We start from the raw sequence: 14,746 nt of genomic DNA, 5'->3' as shown, positions 1-14,746 counted from the left end.
GAATGAGATGCAGCGACAGCGTTTCGGTAAGAATGTGCTGCAGGCCTAACAGGCTGTTGAAAAACGTTATCGAGGCAGCCGAGACAAGGAAAAAACAGGCGAAAAAGCGGAGTTTAGTGAACTAAATGAGCATTTTGAGCCTGTTTTTGACGCGGTATTCGGCAACGCAGATAGATTTTCAACGACCTGTTAAAGCATAAGGCTCGAAAACTTAGATAGTACAGGGACGTCAATCTGCGGAGATGCTAGCGGCTCAGGACGTGTTCCTAAAGCTGACTCTGCACTCCCAGCCAGTACTTGACCTTGGCGGCATCGACTGAAGACGCCAGACCACCCTCACTGTAAGCAGAGATCAGTCGACTGATAGCCAGCGGATGATGTTGTTCCGCAGCTTTCTCATACCAGGCACGTGCCTGACTAAGATCCGGGCCCACATGCTGGAACCCTTGCTCCCAGATACGCCCCAGCTGGTACTGCGCTTTACTGTCACCAGCTTCAGCGGCACGCACAATAAAACCTACCCCATCCAGCTTGGCCTGCACATTCACACCGCGAAAGTACAATAGATGACCAATCTGGCTTTGCGCCTGCAAATGCCCTCTCTCGGCGCACCAACGCAGCGCACGCATAGTCCAATGATGGCGTTTCTCCGCATGGGACCACCACGCTGCATGGAACAAGCCGTTCACCAGAGGGTAGAACAGATGGGCCGTAAAACTGGACATGCTCGGTATTCTTTTCCTTGAAACCAGATGGTCCAGAAACTAGCGGCCCGCCAGAAATGAAACAAGAGGACGTATTCAATATCCTTATTAATGCCAAGGTGATGGACGCTTTTTAGGTTTCACATCCATCCCCATCGCTCGGGCAAACTGCGCTCTGATGCGTTGCACACGCTTCTCGCGCTCTTGCACGAATTTGCGCTTTTTGAACTCTTCGTAACTAATCACTTGAGCGACCATGACCTTCCCTCCTTAGGGAACCAACACACGCCATTATGGTGAACTCGATGTGAACGCCTGCGACTACCACCTTGCAGACTACTTGACTGAACTACCGAACCTGACTTTCAGCTCGAACCTTGTTTCCAGTGTAGTATTGTTGTCGGCACTGATCCCTCCTCAATTCACTCAGCAAACTGCCAACTTTACTCCCGAGCCTGACAGCTTCACTGCTGCTTGTGATCACCGCTGCAGCATGCCGACAATTCAGCGGCCTTAATAGCCAGCCAGACCTGCTATACTGCCGCTCCCATCCCGTCACAGCGGGAACCACCTTCTCAGTTAATATCGCCGACCATGCAGAATAACAGTGCACTCCTACCTATTGATGAGGTGATGGAGGACTTGCTTCTCAACCTGTCCATGCATAATCGATGCCTTCTGGTGGCACCTCCCGGTGCTGGCAAGACCACACGCGTCCCTCTTGCCCTGCTGGAGCAGGAGTGGACACAGGGCGGCAAAATTCTGCTACTGGAGCCTCGCCGCGTTGCCGCTCGTCATGCTGCTGGTTTTATGGCCGCCTCTCTTGGTCAGGACGTCGGGGCAGAGGTTGGCTACCGTGTACGACTGGACAGTCGCATCAGTCAACACACGCGGATAGAAGTGGTTACGCAGGGCATCCTGACCCGGATGATTCAGGATGACCCGCTACTGGAAGGCATCAGCGCCATCATCTTTGATGAATTTCATGAACGCGCGCTCGATGCTGACCTTGGGCTGGCACTGGCGCTCGATATCCAGAACAACCTGCGCGAAGATCTGCGTATTTTACTGATGTCTGCCACGCTGGAATGCGGTCCCTTGCTGGAGTTACTCGGCACATCAACGCCTGTGATACATAGTGCTGGCAGGCAGTATCCGGTCACCACTGAGTATCATCCGCCAGCCAGCGCTCAGGTGTCGCTGGAAAGCCACCTGGCCTCACTTGTCGTCCGCGCCAGCCATCAGCACGACGGCGACATTCTGGTTTTCCTTCCAGGCATTGCCGAGATTCGCCGTCTGGAGAATGAACTGGCCTCACGACAACTGCCTCTGCGGATTCTGTCACTGCACGGCCAGCTCTCTCTGGAACAGCAGCAGAGTGCACTTCGACCCGATCCGGAAGGGTATCGAAAAGTGGTACTCAGCACATCACTTGCCGAGTCCAGCTTGACCATCGACGGCGTCAGGATCGTTATCGATTGCGGCCTGATGCGCGTACCGCAATTCTACCCACGCACGGGCATGACTCGCCTGGAAACCAAACGTGTCTCACAGGCCAGTGCCGATCAGCGCCGCGGCCGAGCTGGCCGACAAGGCCCCGGTCTGTGCTTGCGCGCCTGGGCTGAGCATCAGCCATTACAGGCTTTCACTGAGCCTGAAATGCTGCAGGCAGACTTGTCACCCCTGGCACTTGAGCTGGCGCTGTGGGGTATTCAGGACAGTAATGCGCTGCCCTGGCTCACCCCTCCCCCCACGGCAACCTTAGCGCAGGCCCGGCAGCTTCTGTCAGATCTGGGCGCCCTGAAGCCAGACTGCCAGCCCACCGCACTTGGCAAATCGCTGGCTGCACTGGGATGCCACCCCCGACTGGCGGTGATGATTTTAAAGGCAGCAGTGCTGGGCAAAGCCGAACAGATGGCAGCAGTCTGGCTGGCCGCCATGCTGCAGGAGCGCGACTCTCTGGATGCCAGCAGTGATCTGGGAGAGCGCCTTGAACAGCTTCTCAGTCAGCGTCGCGGCCCTCTGTATCGTCGGCTTGAAGCCCAGAGTCGCAGCTGGTGCAGAGGATTGCGACTACCTACTGAACAAACGCCCCGACTGGATTGCTTAGGACTGCTGCTGACCTATGCCTATCCTGATCGTGTTGCCCAGCGACGCGGTACAGGCCAGTTCCAGCTGGTCAGCGGCCAGCAGGCGTGGCTAGCTGAGCACGATAGTCTCGCGCATCAGGACTGGCTGGTAGTGGCAGATCTGGACGGCAAGATCAGGCAGGCACGCATATTCAAGGCTGTCACCATCAGTCTGGGCGAATTACAGCTGCGCTTCCCTGAAGCATTCGACTGGCAACAACGTGCCCAATGGAATGATGAGACTGAGCGACTGGAAGCCTTCCAGGAGCAACGACTGGGCAACCTGATCCTGGCCCGCAAGCCCGCGAACTCACTGGCAGATGAACTGAAAGTGCCAGCGCTGCTGGAAGCCATCCGCCAGCGCGGATTATCTGGCTTGCAACTGGATGACAACGCCAGCCAGCTACTGGCTCGATTAGGCCATTTGCGCTCGAAACATTCGCATTGGCCCGGGACTCAACACGTCATTCCCGATATGAGTGAAGAAGCACTGCTGGCCAATCTGGATAACTGGCTGGCCCCCTACCTGCAAGGTATGAACAGTCTCAGTGAAGTCAGGAAGATCAATGTGTACGAGGCTTTGCTGAATCAGCTGGACTGGCCCCAGCGGCAAATGCTGGACACTTTGCTGCCCACCAGTCTGACGGTCCCCAGTGGTTCGCAAGTCAGTATCGACTACATCGCGGAAATACCGGTACTGGCCGTCCGGCTACAGGAAATGTTTGGTCAGCTGGACACCCCGGCGGTGCTGCAAGGTACATTGCCACTGCTGATTCACTTGCTGTCACCTGCCCGTCGCCCTATCCAGATTACCCGCGACATGCGCAACTTCTGGCAGTCTACCTACCATGAGGTACGTAAGGACCTGAAAGGACGCTACCCCAAGCACTACTGGCCGGAAGACCCCTTTTCTGCCGAAGCTATCCGTGGCGTTCGCCCACGTTAACTCGCCAGCCTGACAGGCTGCTGAACATCTCTCTGAGGCTGCCCCCATAACAACAAAGCCGCTGGCGAAAACGCCAGCGGCTTTGTCATGAAGCCCGCGAGTATGCTGAAGCGAGCGCGTTGCTGCTTGTGCTGCGAGGTTACTTGGTCACCATCGGACGAGAAGCATCCTTACACCACTCACTCCACGAGCCGGGGTACAGGCGGCTGCCAGTCAGGCCCGCATGTTCCATGGCTAGCAGGTTGTGGCAGGCAGTCACGCCCGAGCCGCAGTAATGCACCACTTCTTTGGGCGTCGCCTCGCCCAACAAGGCTTGCCATTCGCCACGTAACTGGTTGAAAGACTTGAAACGCCCGTCCGGCTGCAGATTCTGCTGCAGCGGCCGGTTCATTGCGCCGGGAATATGCCCGGCAACGGGGTCCAGCGGCTCCACTTCACCACGGAAACGTTCGGCAGCCCGGGCATCGACCAGCTGCCAGCGAGGGTCACTCATTTGTGCCAGCAGTTCATCTGCACTACGAGTCTGTACCAACGCCACAGAAGCAGGATAAGCACCACTGTCCACCACCGCAGGCAAGTCGGTCACCAGCTCACCACCTGCCTGGGCCCAGGCGGCCAGACCGCCATCCAGCACCGCGACATCACGATGGCCAACTCGCTTGAGTAACCACCACAACCGTGCCGCCGTTGCACCACCGGTGTCGTCATAGACCACCACCTGCGTATCGGTACTGATCCCCCATTTGCCCAGCGTCTGCAGGAAAGCCTGCTCATCCGGCAAAGGATGCCTGCCCGATGTCGCGGTGACAGGCGAAGACAGGTCTTCATCAAGGTGGGCGTAGCTGGCACCGGGGAGATGCCCAGCCTGATAAGCTCGGCGGCCAGCCTCGGTATCAGCGAGACTGAAGCGGCAGTCAACAATCCGCCACTGTGGCTGGTGCACATTGTCCAGCACGGTAGCAGCATCAATCAGTGTTTCGTATCCCATAGCATTTCTCTCCGATGCTTCCGCTGCAATGCCATTGAACAGGGTGAGGCCACTCAGGCCTGCTGCCACTCTTCGACAATATCAAGTTTCAGGCGCAGCGCCTTCTTGTCTTTTTTCGATGCGATTTCATGCTGATCAAGCAGGTCAGCCGCCAGTGCCGCCAGATCACCGGACCTGGCCTCCAGCAGTTGCTGCAGCTCGGCCTCCGCCTGCTGACGTGCTTCAGCCTCACGCTGACGGGCAATCTCCTGCGCACGTGCCTTACCGGCATCCAGCTTTGCCTGCTCATCGGCAGTCAGCTCTTTGTCGGCCTTCTTACCCTGCTGCCTGTCATCTTGCACCAGACCAGCAGTAAAGCTGTTCAGACCCACTGCCCGACGCACTTCATCCATCAGAGGGGTCGCGTAGGCCCGCGCTTTTTCCGCACCATGGCGCAAAATCTGCTCCAGGTAGCCCTGATCCGCCATCAGGCGCTTATATTCTGCGCGTGGCGCAGTTAGCTGGGCATCAAGGAACTCGAACAACTGCTCTTTCAGCTCACCCCAGCCATCGCCCGCTGCGAAGCGTGCGGCCATGGCATCGCGCTGCTGGCGATCAGCAAACGCACTGTAGATTTCAAATAGTGAGCTGCCTTCAGTATCTTTCGGCTCACCCGGCATGCGGGAGTCCGTCTTGATCTGATAGATCAGTTTGCGCAGTTCATCAGGTTCGACAAACAGCGGGATGGTGTTGTTGTAGCTTTTGCTCATCTTGCGACCATCAAGGCCCGACAAGACTGCTCCTTCTTCGCCCACTACAGCTTCAGGCAGGGTGAACAGCGGCGCATAGGTGTGATTGAAACGCCCGGCAATGTCACGAGCCATTTCAATATGCTGGACCTGATCCTTACCAACCGGTACCTGATTGGCGTTGAACATCAGGATGTCTGCGGCCATCAGCACGGGGTAGCTGAACAGCCCCATCGTGATACCGTCATCCAGATCAGGATTGCCAGCAGCCTGGTTGGCATCCACCGATGCCTTGTAGGCATGGGCACGGTTCATCAGGCCCTTGGCGGTCAGACAGGTCAGAATCCAGGTAAGTTCGGTGATTTCAGGAATATCTGACTGGCGATAGAACGTCGCGACCTGTGGATCCAGCCCCATGGCCAGCCAGGTAGCCGCGATTTCCTGACGTGAACGATATACCCGGGCGGGCTCGTCACACTTGATCAGCGCGTGGAAGTCGGCCAGAAAGTAGAAGCTGCTCACATCAGGATTGCGGCTGGCCTCGATGGCTGGACGAATGGCACCTACGTAGTTACCCAGGTGAGGAGTACCGGTGGTTGTGATACCGGTCAGAACGATGGTTTTCTTACTCATCCCTTGACTCTGTTGCTGTAGCCAGCCTGCCCTCCGAACTGGCATGAAGCACACTTTCAGGGACAGGATCACTGGGGAGGACGGCGCGAATTGCTATATCTACTCTTCCGAATAGGCCGCCATTAAAGGAAAACCCCATACTAATCAACCTTTACACCCAGTGTCACGGCATTCGTTACAGTTCAGGCAAAGAAATGCAAATTGCCATTGAACACCGTTATCTGATGTACAAAACGGCTGCCAGCCATAGTGAAAATTTCTTCCCTGCGGCCCCACCCTTGCCCCCCCCTGTGATCACAAACTGTTTTGCAAACTGTGAGTGTCCTCTTTTTGCAGATATGACAGCTGTATGAAAAACAAGCAATCGTCCTGATAGCAACACGCAAAATCCTCAACTCAGCTGATCTTGAGTTTGCCGCCCCCAACCTTAAAACAAGAAATACCGGATCACGTGAGGCAAACAGCGACCTGAAGGAGGTCATCTTGATGGATACCACCCCACATACCCTGAACACCCTGTTCCAACAACTGGGTTTACCGGATGATTCGGCAAAAATTGACCACTTCATCAGTCATCACAGTCCCTTGCCAGATGAACTTCTCCTCCACCAGGCTCAATGCTGGACCCTGGCACAATCACGCTTCCTACGTGACGCACTGGCAGAAGACTCAGACTGGGCTGAAGTGGTCGACGAGTTGAACGTGATGATGCGCGCCACCCCAACGCATTAGCCATGTTTGCAGTCAGTGCCGGATAACGTGCTAATCCGCCGCACTTGATGATTAAAGAGTTAATAATTTTCTACTGACACAGGTAAACCTATCTTCGAGTTACACATTAGCCTTCAGCCTCCTCTCTCATACCTCTCCCTTTACGGCTGGTTTCCTTGTGGACCAGCCTTTTTTATTATGCAAATCAAATCTATATAGAAGAGTAAGGAAGCGGCACCTGAGCCTCACTCAGGCGCAGACTCGATCCAATCTAGGGATGCCATGAACTACGACCTGATCTATCTGGCGATCATCTGCTCGTCCATCCTGCTTTACCTGATCGCGCTGTTCAGCATGATCTATCAGAAGCGCACGCCAACCAGCATGATGGCCTGGTTACTGGCCATTGTGCTGTTGCCGCATATTGCGGTGCCGCTGTATTTCATTATTGGCGTGCGCAAACGCGCACGCCTGAAGCACAAGTCGATGTTTGAAATGCAGGATATCGAGATCAGCAGCTCACTGAGCAACAACGCGGTCTCCGGCATCCTGCAGGCTAATGGTATTCCCGCCCCGACCAAAGGGAATCGCTACGAGTTCTACACCAGCGGCCAGCGTGCCTTTACCAGCATGCTGAACCACATTCGCGCGGCTCAGCACAGTATCCTGATCAGTACCTATGTTTTCGGCCGCGACCGGACGACCCGTATTCTGCTGCGCGAGCTGACCAACAAGGCGCGGCAGGGCATCGAGGTCAAGTTGCTGCTGGACTCCGTGGGTTCCTATCGCAGTTACTTTTTCCAGAAGCAGTTTGATGAATTACGAGCGGCAGGGGGCATCGTAGTGTTCTTCATGCCCCTGCTGGCTTTTCCATTGCGCAGTTACATCAACTTGCGCAATCACCGTAAGATTTATCTTTTTGACCGCAAGATCGTTCTCAGCGGCGGCATGAATCTTTCAGCTGAATATATGAGCCCTGACGGTATGGGCCCGGATGAACATTTTTTGGAGGGCAGACCGAGCTGCTCGAAACAATGGCAGGACCTGCTGTTTCTGATCGAGGGACCGGCTGTTTTTCACTACTACCAGATCTTTCTTGCGGACTGGAATTACGCTACGGGAGAGAAGAGCAAACCCTCTCCGGAGGAAGTCCCCTCCACCTGCGGCGACACCTATATGCAGGTGGTGCCTTCAGGGCCGGATATTCGCTCCGATGCACTCTATGAGTCGCTGCTCAGCGCCATCTACAGCGCCAGAGAGCGCATCTGGATTGTCACCCCCTACTTCGTCCCCGATGACAGCCTGCTCCGAGCCCTGATCATTGCCCAGCACAAGGGCATCGACGTAAAGCTGATCACACCACGCAACTCCAACCATGCGCTGGCTGATCTGGGGCGCAGCAGCTATATGCGAGAGCTGGAAGATGTCGGTGTACATGTCGCCTTGTATGAAGAGAGTATGCTGCACGCCAAAGCCATCCTGCTGGACAGCAGTGGTGTCATGCTCGGCTCGGTCAACATGGATAATCGCAGCCTGTTCCTCAATTATGAGGTCGCCACCTTTGCCTACTCTCCGGGCATCATTGATGAGGTAGAAAGCTGGATGCTGGGGTTGTTACAGCACTCCAGTCGCAACATGCAGAAAGTGAAGGTGTTTCGTCGCTTCTTTGAAAATCTGATGCGTATCTTCGCTCCGCAGTTATAGAGCGAGCTAACGTCTACTGGCGCTGGAGGCCTCATGTTCAAGCCCAGCATCATCCATCACCGCTGTGGGCGTACGCCACCGCGTGAGATGCTTCAGCAGGATTTCGGGCTGCTTTGTCTGAATACCCATAAGAACAATCAGCGGGCCGCCTTCCAGCGTTTTTTCCGCGCCCAGACCCATCATCTGCCACTCGATATTGTGCTGTTTCAGGAAGCGGCGTTCAGTGGTGAAGACTTCTTTCTGGACCAGTTCTGCTATGAAGCGGCACCCAATCTGCAAGTCAAAGGGCGCTATTATGGCGTGCTCAATGCCAGCGATACCCGCGTACTGGATGCCTCGCCACTGCTGAGCTTTACACAGGAAGTGTTTATCAAGACGCACAAGAGCGCGTTGATCACCTATTACCCACTGCCGGGCGCAACCCACGATGCCAGCACGGATAGCCACAGCCTGTGCGTGGCAAATATTCATGCCATTAACTTCAAGGGATTAAAGGAGTATCAGGCAGAGGTCAGCCTGCTGGCCGAAGCGCTCTGCCATCATCGTGGACCAATGATTGTCGCCGGTGATTTCAATAGCTGGAGCACCCGCAGGGAGCTGACGTTACAGCAGTTTTGCCACGCTCTGGAACTGCGCCCCATTCATTTTCAGCACCCGCATCTGATCAAGCGTTTTATGGGGCACCCGCTTGATCATATCTTCTACCGTGGTCTGTCTCTGCATCATGCCAGCTGCCTGTCGAGCAGCCGCTTTTCCGACCATAACATGCTCTATGCCCAGTTCAGGCTGGATACCCGCCAGCATCTGTTGCACTTCAACTGACGGGTCACCATTCCGGCTACTTGCGGTAGTGACCAACAGCCCAGTTCAACATGGCCTGCAACAGTTGCTGGATGAGTGCCTGAGTCGGCTGGGCCGTGTCCGCTTCAAAACCGAAAGGATAGTCTTCACTCATATAATTGAGCTGCGCCAATTCCAGCTGTACTGCATGCCAGTGCTGCTCAGGTCTGCCAAAGCAACGGGTGATATATCCCCCTTTGAAGCGACCATTCAGCACGTGGCTAAATTGTTGCTGCGCGTCACACGCGGCTACCAGTGCTGACTGCATGTCCGGCGCACAGCTTTCGCCACTGTTGGTACCCAGATTGAAATCCGGCAAACGGCCTTCGAACAACCGGGGAACCTCCGAGCGGATGGAGTGGGCATCAAACAGCAAGGCATAGCCGAATTCATCCCGCAGCCGGCTCAGCTCGCGTTCGATCTGCTGGTGGTAAGGTTTCCAGATCATTTCCAGATAGCGATCATGCTCCTCCTTGCTCGGCGCCAAACCGTCTCTGAACAATGGAGTGCCATCAAAGTTGATATCGGGAAACAACCCCGTGGTGGCAGTCTGATACAACGGCTGATCATCGGCCGGGCGGTTCAGATCGACCACATAGCGCGAATAATTGGCCATTAGCAGGCTGGCGCCCATGGCCTCGGCAAAGTCATACAGCCGGGGCATATGCCAGTCGGTGTCCTGCAGTTTCAGTGCTTCTTCGGTGAGTCCAGCGGCAACGGCGTCAGTCAGCCAGGTGCCGGTGTGAGGCATGCTGATCAGCAGAGGCAGTTTGCCCTGCCTGAACTCAAATGCTTGGTACATGTCGACATTCCTTTCTTATCGGTATCGCTGTTGCTGTCTTGTGCAGGCAGTCACAACACTTTTTCTATCGCCGCCAGTACGTCCGGTCTGCGCAGCAGCTGACTGGCGCGGTCTATCTCGGGCGCTAACCAGCGATCCTGGTGATAGGGCTCAACATGCTGGCGCAACTGCTGCCATGCCTGCTGCGTGCCCACGCCTTTCGCCTCGGGCAGAAATTCAAATGCCTGGGCGGCAAGCAGATACTCAATGGCCAGTATCTGATAAAGATTGTCTACGGCTTCCGCCAGTTTCAAGGCAGCACTGGTCCCCATGCTCAGATGGTCCTCCTGCAATGCAGAGGTGATGTAGTTATCTGTCACGGCGGGCTGCGCCAGTCGCCGGTTGTCTGCCACCAGCGAAGCAGCGACGTACTGGACAATCATCATGCCGGAGTTCACACCACTTTCTGCTACCAGAAACGGCGGCAAGCCACTGACCAGAGGATTGATAAGGCGGTCAATCCGGCGCTCAGCCACTCCACCCAGCTCTGCTACCGCCAGCGCCAGCACATCCGCCGCCATGGCGACAGGCTCACCGTGCGGATTCGCCTGGGATACCACCCGATAGTTATCCGCCGTACCTATGATCAACGGATTATCGGTTGCCGAGTTCAGTTCGACATCGACCTGCCCGGCTGCATGACGCACCTGTTCGCGACAGGCGCCATGAATCTGCGGCATCGAACGGATGCTCAGGGCGTCCTGAGTACGGATCCCCTGACTGGCCTGCAGCACCTCACTGCCCTGCAGCAGGGCACGCAGATGTTCACCGACCTTCACCACGCCGGCGTAAGGCTTCAATGCCAGCACTTCCGGATCAAATGCAGCAAGCTGACCACGCAGCGCTTCAAAACTCATGGCACCGGTAATATCAGCCCAATGCATCTGGGTATGAATATCAGCCAGCGCCAGACAGCTCAGGCCAGTCATACAGGGCGTACCATTGACCAGACTCAAGCCCTCTTTTGCCCCCAGCTCAACGATAGGCAATTCAGCCCGTTGCCATGCCTCCGCCGCTGGCATCAACCGACCTGCATATTCCACCTGACCGACGCCAATCAGTGTCAGGGAGATGTGTGCCATATGGGTCAGATAACCCACCGAACCTTGTGCAGGCACCACCGGCGTGATCTGCTGATTCAGCATTGCCAGCAAGGCTTCAACCACAGCGCGGCTGATACCGGAGTGGCCATGGCTGTAGTTAATGATGGCGGCACATAAAATGGCTCGCACCTGCTCGGATTTGAGAGGACGCCCCACGCCGCAGGCATGACTGAGTAAGGTATTGCGTGATAATGCCGACAGCTGATCAGGCTCCAGCACCACATTGCACAGCGCCCCCAATCCGGTATTGATACCGTAGGCACGCTCCCTTCTGGCAACGATATGCTCGACCACCTGACGTGCCTGAGTGATGCGCCCCCAGGCTTGCTCTGACAATTGCATCAACGCGTTGTCTCGGGCCACTGCCACTACATCCCGCCAGCTGACGGGAGCATCTCCCACTACAATTGTCTGCACTGCCGTTGACGACATTTCGCTGACTGCTCCGTTGAAAAAGCGAAGAAAACGCCGCTGCTCAGCGGTGAGCAGCGGCTACCAGAAAAGGCTTCGATGCCTGCCTGAAACAGTTTCAGGCAGGCACTGCCAGATTATCGGCACTGGCAGGTGCCGCTTCAGACAGACGAGTGACATGACGCTGTACAAAGCGATTGACGTAGTCGTCAGCGGGCTGATGCAGGATTTCATCCGGCGTGCCGACCTGAATCAGGGCGCCATCCTTGAGTATGGCGATACGATTACCGATACGGATGGCCTCATCCAGATCATGGGTAATAAAGACGATGGTTTTGTGCAGGTTCTTCTGCAATTCGAGCAGCTGATCCTGCATATCAGCTCGAATCAGCGGATCCAGTGCGCTGAAGGCTTCATCCATCAGGATAATCTCGGTATCCGCCGCCAGTGCACGTGCCAGGCCCACACGCTGACGCATCCCTCCCGACAGCTGGTCAGGATAGCGGCTCTCGTAACCCTTCAGCCCCACCGTTTCAATCCAGTAACGCGCCTGCTGGTCGCACTTGTCCTTGTCTTCACCCCGGATGCGCAATCCATAGGCCACGTTATCCAATACCGTGCGATGCGGTAGCAGACCGAAACTCTGAAACACCATGCTGATCTTGCTGCGCCGGAAGCTTTCCAGCGCCTTCTTGTCCAGCTGTACCACGTCCTGCCCGTCGACCAGTATTTCGCCACTGCTGGGTTCGATCAGCCGGTTGAAATGACGTACCAGTGTCGACTTGCCCGAGCCGGACAAGCCCATGATGACGAAAATTTCTCCGGCGTTGATCTGCAATGACAGGTTGTTGACGCCAATCGTGCAGCCGGTTTTAGCCAGTACATCACCCTTGCTGCTACCGGAGCGGATCATGGACATGGCTTCGCTGGCACGGTGACCGAATACTTTATAGACGTTGCGTACTTCAATCTTGCTCATGATCCTTCCCTCACAGGTGATGACGTGGCTTGCCATAGGCCTGGGTAATACGGTCAATCACTACAGCGAGAATAACGATGGCCAGCCCCGCTTCCAGCCCTTTGCCGACATCCAGGGTCTGAATACCGATCAGGACGTCCTCACCCAGACCACGGGCGCCGATCATCGAGGCAATCACCACCATCGACAGTGCCATCATGGTCGTCTGGTTCAGACCAGCCATGATGCTGGGCAGAGCGAGCGGAATCTGCACACCAAACAGCTTCTGCCAGCGGTTGGCACCGAAAGACGTCACCGCTTCCATCACCTCTTTGTCTACCTGGCGGATACCAAGGTCAGTCAGGCGAATCAACGGCGGGGCTGCATAGATCACGGTGGCGAGAATCGCTGGCACCTTGCCCAGACCAAACAGCATCAGCACCGGGATCAGATAGACGAAGCTGGGCATGGTCTGCATGATGTCGAGCATCGGCAGCAGCACAGTCCGAAAGCGATCATTGCCCGCCGAAAGAATCCCCAGCGGTATACCCACCGCCACTGATAGCAGGGTGGCAACCATCATCAGGGCCAGGGTCTGCATCAGCTTGTCCCACAGGCCGACGGCGCCGACGAAATACAGCAAGGCCACCACGACCACCACTTGTGTCCAGCGTTTGCTGGCATGCCAGGCCAATGCCCCCGCCAGTATCAGAAAAGCCCACCAGGGGATGGCACGCAGCAATCCCTCAAGGCCAACAATCAAACTCAGAATGGAATCCGAAACATGGCGCAGGGAATCGCCATAACGCATGACCAGCCAGTCAACAAAATTGTTGATGCCATCGGCCATCGAAAAGGTAAGGTTCTTTGGAAACATCGGCGTACTCCCTCGTGCCTGCCGCCATCACGGTGGCGGCTCTGGCAACGATATGCAATCGCAGCAGCTCAGGTGGTGCGGTATCAGCACCACCCGGCTCCTCACATGGTCAAGCTTACTGCACGGCAGCGGTAATCTTGTCCGCCGCTTCAGCACTTACCCACTGCTTCCAGATTTCCGGATGTTCCTTCAGGAACAGCTTGGCAAGTTCGGCACTGCTGAGCTTTTCATCCGTCTGGCGAGCCAGACTTTTGTTCAGCATGTCGATGGGCACATTGACCTTGGACAGCACATCAATCAGTTCAGGCGCTTCACCTTCGAAGGCCTTGGACACACCCACCTGAATCTTGATTTCCTTCACGTCTTCAGGCTTTTCCTGCAACTGCACCAGATCGTACTTGCCGAGCATGGCAGTAGGTGACCAGTAGTAAGACAGGATGGGCTGGCCACGCTTGTAGCTGGAGGCAATGGCAGCATCCAGCGCCGGGCCGGTACCGGGGCGGAAGTTCACGAATTTGTCTTCCAGACTGTATTCCTTGAGCTTCTCGCTGTTTTCCAGCTCACAGGTCCAGCCTGCAGGGCAATTGTAGAAGCGGCCTTTACCGGGTTCTTCGGGGTCAGCAAACAGACTGACATAACGTGACAGGTCGGCAATGCTCTTGAGGTCAGGCGCGCTGGCTTTGATACCGCGCTTGGCATCGCCCTCAACCAGATAACGGGGGACATACCAACCTTCTGTGGCACCCACGATTGGCGCGCCAACACCCACCACCTTGCCTGCTGCTGCGGCCTTGTTCCAGGCATCACTGCGACCGATCCACTCTTCCGCAAATACCTGAATATCATTGTTGGCCAGGGCCTGTTCCATGGTAATGGAGTTACCGGGCAGCGCATCGGTGCTGCAACCGTAGCCCTTCTCCAGCACGGTCTGCATCAGATCCGTCAGGAACATGCCACTTTCCCAGTTGATACCTGCAAACTTTACGGTCTTACCAGAACCACACCAGGTATCAGCACTGGCAGCCTGTGTCATGGTCATGGCACCGGTCATGGCCACCGCCAGACAGCTGGCCTTGAGTACTTTCCGGTTAATCGGTGATGCTTTCATCGTCGTCCTCACAGTAATGGGAAGTTATTGCGGATGACTCAGTCCCTTATCAGCCAGATCTTGTT

Annotated in this window: 13 protein-coding genes; 4 read left to right on the top strand and 9 right to left on the bottom strand. The window is 55.9% G+C overall.

The genetic code is table 11. The features are described 5' to 3' along the window. Nucleotides 1–266 precede the first annotated feature (266 nt). Both WH50_RS21735 and WH50_RS26425 read right to left on the bottom strand, forming a co-directional pair. The gene (locus WH50_RS21735; RefSeq protein WP_110189322.1) at nucleotides 267–725 is read right to left on the bottom strand and encodes a tetratricopeptide repeat protein; all 459 of its coding nucleotides are present in this window, start codon (nucleotides 723–725) and stop codon (nucleotides 267–269) included. A gap of 87 nt (nucleotides 726–812) precedes the next feature. Then, nucleotides 813–962: a hypothetical protein gene (locus tag WH50_RS26425; protein WP_165838513.1), complete on the bottom strand. Its 150-nt coding sequence runs from the start codon at nucleotides 960–962 to the stop codon at nucleotides 813–815. Nucleotides 963–1,298: 336 nt separating this feature from the next. Here WH50_RS26425 and hrpB point away from each other — a divergent pair, with 336 nt between their 5' ends. Then, a complete protein-coding gene (gene hrpB / locus WH50_RS21730; protein WP_110189321.1) occupies nucleotides 1,299–3,779 on the top strand; it encodes an ATP-dependent helicase HrpB in 2,481 nt (826 codons plus the stop codon). A 139-nt stretch (nucleotides 3,780–3,918) separates the two neighbouring features. On the opposite strand, the gene WH50_RS21725 is transcribed toward hrpB, so the two are convergent. Together WH50_RS21725 and WH50_RS21720 are read right to left on the bottom strand one after the other, a co-directional pair. Beyond that, nucleotides 3,919–4,767, bottom strand: a complete 849-nt coding sequence (locus tag WH50_RS21725) for a sulfurtransferase (protein WP_110189329.1) — start codon at nucleotides 4,765–4,767, stop codon at nucleotides 3,919–3,921. A 53-nt stretch (nucleotides 4,768–4,820) separates the two neighbouring features. Next, nucleotides 4,821–6,128, bottom strand: a complete 1,308-nt coding sequence (locus WH50_RS21720) for a tryptophan--tRNA ligase (protein WP_110189320.1) — start codon at nucleotides 6,126–6,128, stop codon at nucleotides 4,821–4,823. 486 nt (nucleotides 6,129–6,614) lie between these two features. Between WH50_RS21720 and WH50_RS21715 the strand changes: the two genes are divergently transcribed. The 3 genes from WH50_RS21715 to WH50_RS21705 all read left to right on the top strand — a co-directional run bounded on the left by WH50_RS21715 (nucleotide 6,615) and on the right by WH50_RS21705 (nucleotide 9,365). Further along, nucleotides 6,615–6,860 carry a DUF2789 domain-containing protein gene (locus tag WH50_RS21715; protein WP_110189319.1) on the top strand — a complete coding sequence of 82 codons (246 nt, stop codon included), beginning with the start codon at nucleotides 6,615–6,617 and terminating at the stop codon, nucleotides 6,858–6,860. Between the two features lie 261 nt (nucleotides 6,861–7,121). Continuing rightward, nucleotides 7,122–8,543, top strand: coding sequence for a phospholipase D-like domain-containing protein (locus tag WH50_RS21710; protein WP_110189318.1), 1,422 nt, complete (start codon nucleotides 7,122–7,124; stop codon nucleotides 8,541–8,543). A 33-nt stretch (nucleotides 8,544–8,576) separates the two neighbouring features. Continuing rightward, the gene (locus WH50_RS21705) at nucleotides 8,577–9,365 is read left to right on the top strand and encodes an endonuclease/exonuclease/phosphatase family protein (protein ID WP_104155769.1); all 789 of its coding nucleotides are present in this window, start codon (nucleotides 8,577–8,579) and stop codon (nucleotides 9,363–9,365) included. Nucleotides 9,366–9,381: 16 nt separating this feature from the next. Here WH50_RS21705 and hutG read toward each other — a convergent pair whose 3' ends face one another. The 5 genes from hutG to WH50_RS21680 all read right to left on the bottom strand — a co-directional run bounded on the left by hutG (nucleotide 9,382) and on the right by WH50_RS21680 (nucleotide 14,681). Beyond that, the gene (gene hutG, locus WH50_RS21700) at nucleotides 9,382–10,185 is read right to left on the bottom strand and encodes an N-formylglutamate deformylase (RefSeq protein WP_110189317.1); all 804 of its coding nucleotides are present in this window, start codon (nucleotides 10,183–10,185) and stop codon (nucleotides 9,382–9,384) included. Between the two features lie 50 nt (nucleotides 10,186–10,235). After that, on the bottom strand, nucleotides 10,236–11,759 hold the full coding sequence (gene hutH / locus WH50_RS21695; protein WP_110189316.1) for a histidine ammonia-lyase: 1,524 nt from the start codon (nucleotides 11,757–11,759) through the stop codon (nucleotides 10,236–10,238). 97 nt (nucleotides 11,760–11,856) lie between these two features. Further along, a complete protein-coding gene (locus WH50_RS21690) occupies nucleotides 11,857–12,717 on the bottom strand; it encodes a betaine/proline/choline family ABC transporter ATP-binding protein (RefSeq protein WP_110189315.1) in 861 nt (286 codons plus the stop codon). A 10-nt stretch (nucleotides 12,718–12,727) separates the two neighbouring features. Further along, the gene (locus tag WH50_RS21685) at nucleotides 12,728–13,573 is read right to left on the bottom strand and encodes an ABC transporter permease (protein WP_104155773.1); all 846 of its coding nucleotides are present in this window, start codon (nucleotides 13,571–13,573) and stop codon (nucleotides 12,728–12,730) included. 115 nt (nucleotides 13,574–13,688) lie between these two features. Further along, the gene (locus tag WH50_RS21680) at nucleotides 13,689–14,681 is read right to left on the bottom strand and encodes an ABC transporter substrate-binding protein (RefSeq protein WP_207780424.1); all 993 of its coding nucleotides are present in this window, start codon (nucleotides 14,679–14,681) and stop codon (nucleotides 13,689–13,691) included. Nucleotides 14,682–14,746: the final 65 nt, after the last annotated feature.

Origin of the sequence: Pokkaliibacter plantistimulans (genome assembly GCF_003194385.1) — a bacterium.
In the GTDB taxonomy this organism is placed as follows: Bacteria; Pseudomonadota; Gammaproteobacteria; order Pseudomonadales; family Balneatricaceae; genus Pokkaliibacter; species Pokkaliibacter plantistimulans.
The sequence above is the reverse complement of the archived record's forward strand: the minus strand, read 5'-3'. Positions and strand labels throughout refer to the sequence as shown.

What these genes read in the sequence shown, in the direction of transcription:
- hrpB (WP_110189321.1), top strand. Translation starts at nt 1,299, where the DNA reads ATGCAGAATAACAGTGCACTCCTACCTATTGATGAGGTGATGGAGGAC.
- hutH (WP_110189316.1), bottom strand. Translation starts at nt 11,759, where the DNA reads ATGTCGTCAACGGCAGTGCAGACAATTGTAGTGGGAGATGCTCCCGTC.
- WH50_RS21725 (WP_110189329.1), bottom strand. Translation starts at nt 4,767, where the DNA reads ATGGGATACGAAACACTGATTGATGCTGCTACCGTGCTGGACAATGTG.
- WH50_RS21705 (WP_104155769.1), top strand. Translation starts at nt 8,577, where the DNA reads ATGTTCAAGCCCAGCATCATCCATCACCGCTGTGGGCGTACGCCACCG.
- WH50_RS26425 (WP_165838513.1), bottom strand. Translation starts at nt 962, where the DNA reads ATGGTCGCTCAAGTGATTAGTTACGAAGAGTTCAAAAAGCGCAAATTC.
- WH50_RS21685 (WP_104155773.1), bottom strand. Translation starts at nt 13,573, where the DNA reads ATGTTTCCAAAGAACCTTACCTTTTCGATGGCCGATGGCATCAACAAT.
- WH50_RS21690 (WP_110189315.1), bottom strand. Translation starts at nt 12,717, where the DNA reads ATGAGCAAGATTGAAGTACGCAACGTCTATAAAGTATTCGGTCACCGT.
- WH50_RS21710 (WP_110189318.1), top strand. Translation starts at nt 7,122, where the DNA reads ATGAACTACGACCTGATCTATCTGGCGATCATCTGCTCGTCCATCCTG.
- hutG (WP_110189317.1), bottom strand. Translation starts at nt 10,185, where the DNA reads ATGTACCAAGCATTTGAGTTCAGGCAGGGCAAACTGCCTCTGCTGATC.
- WH50_RS21715 (WP_110189319.1), top strand. Translation starts at nt 6,615, where the DNA reads ATGGATACCACCCCACATACCCTGAACACCCTGTTCCAACAACTGGGT.
- WH50_RS21720 (WP_110189320.1), bottom strand. Translation starts at nt 6,128, where the DNA reads ATGAGTAAGAAAACCATCGTTCTGACCGGTATCACAACCACCGGTACT.
- WH50_RS21680 (WP_207780424.1), bottom strand. Translation starts at nt 14,681, where the DNA reads ATGAAAGCATCACCGATTAACCGGAAAGTACTCAAGGCCAGCTGTCTG.
- WH50_RS21735 (WP_110189322.1), bottom strand. Translation starts at nt 725, where the DNA reads ATGTCCAGTTTTACGGCCCATCTGTTCTACCCTCTGGTGAACGGCTTG.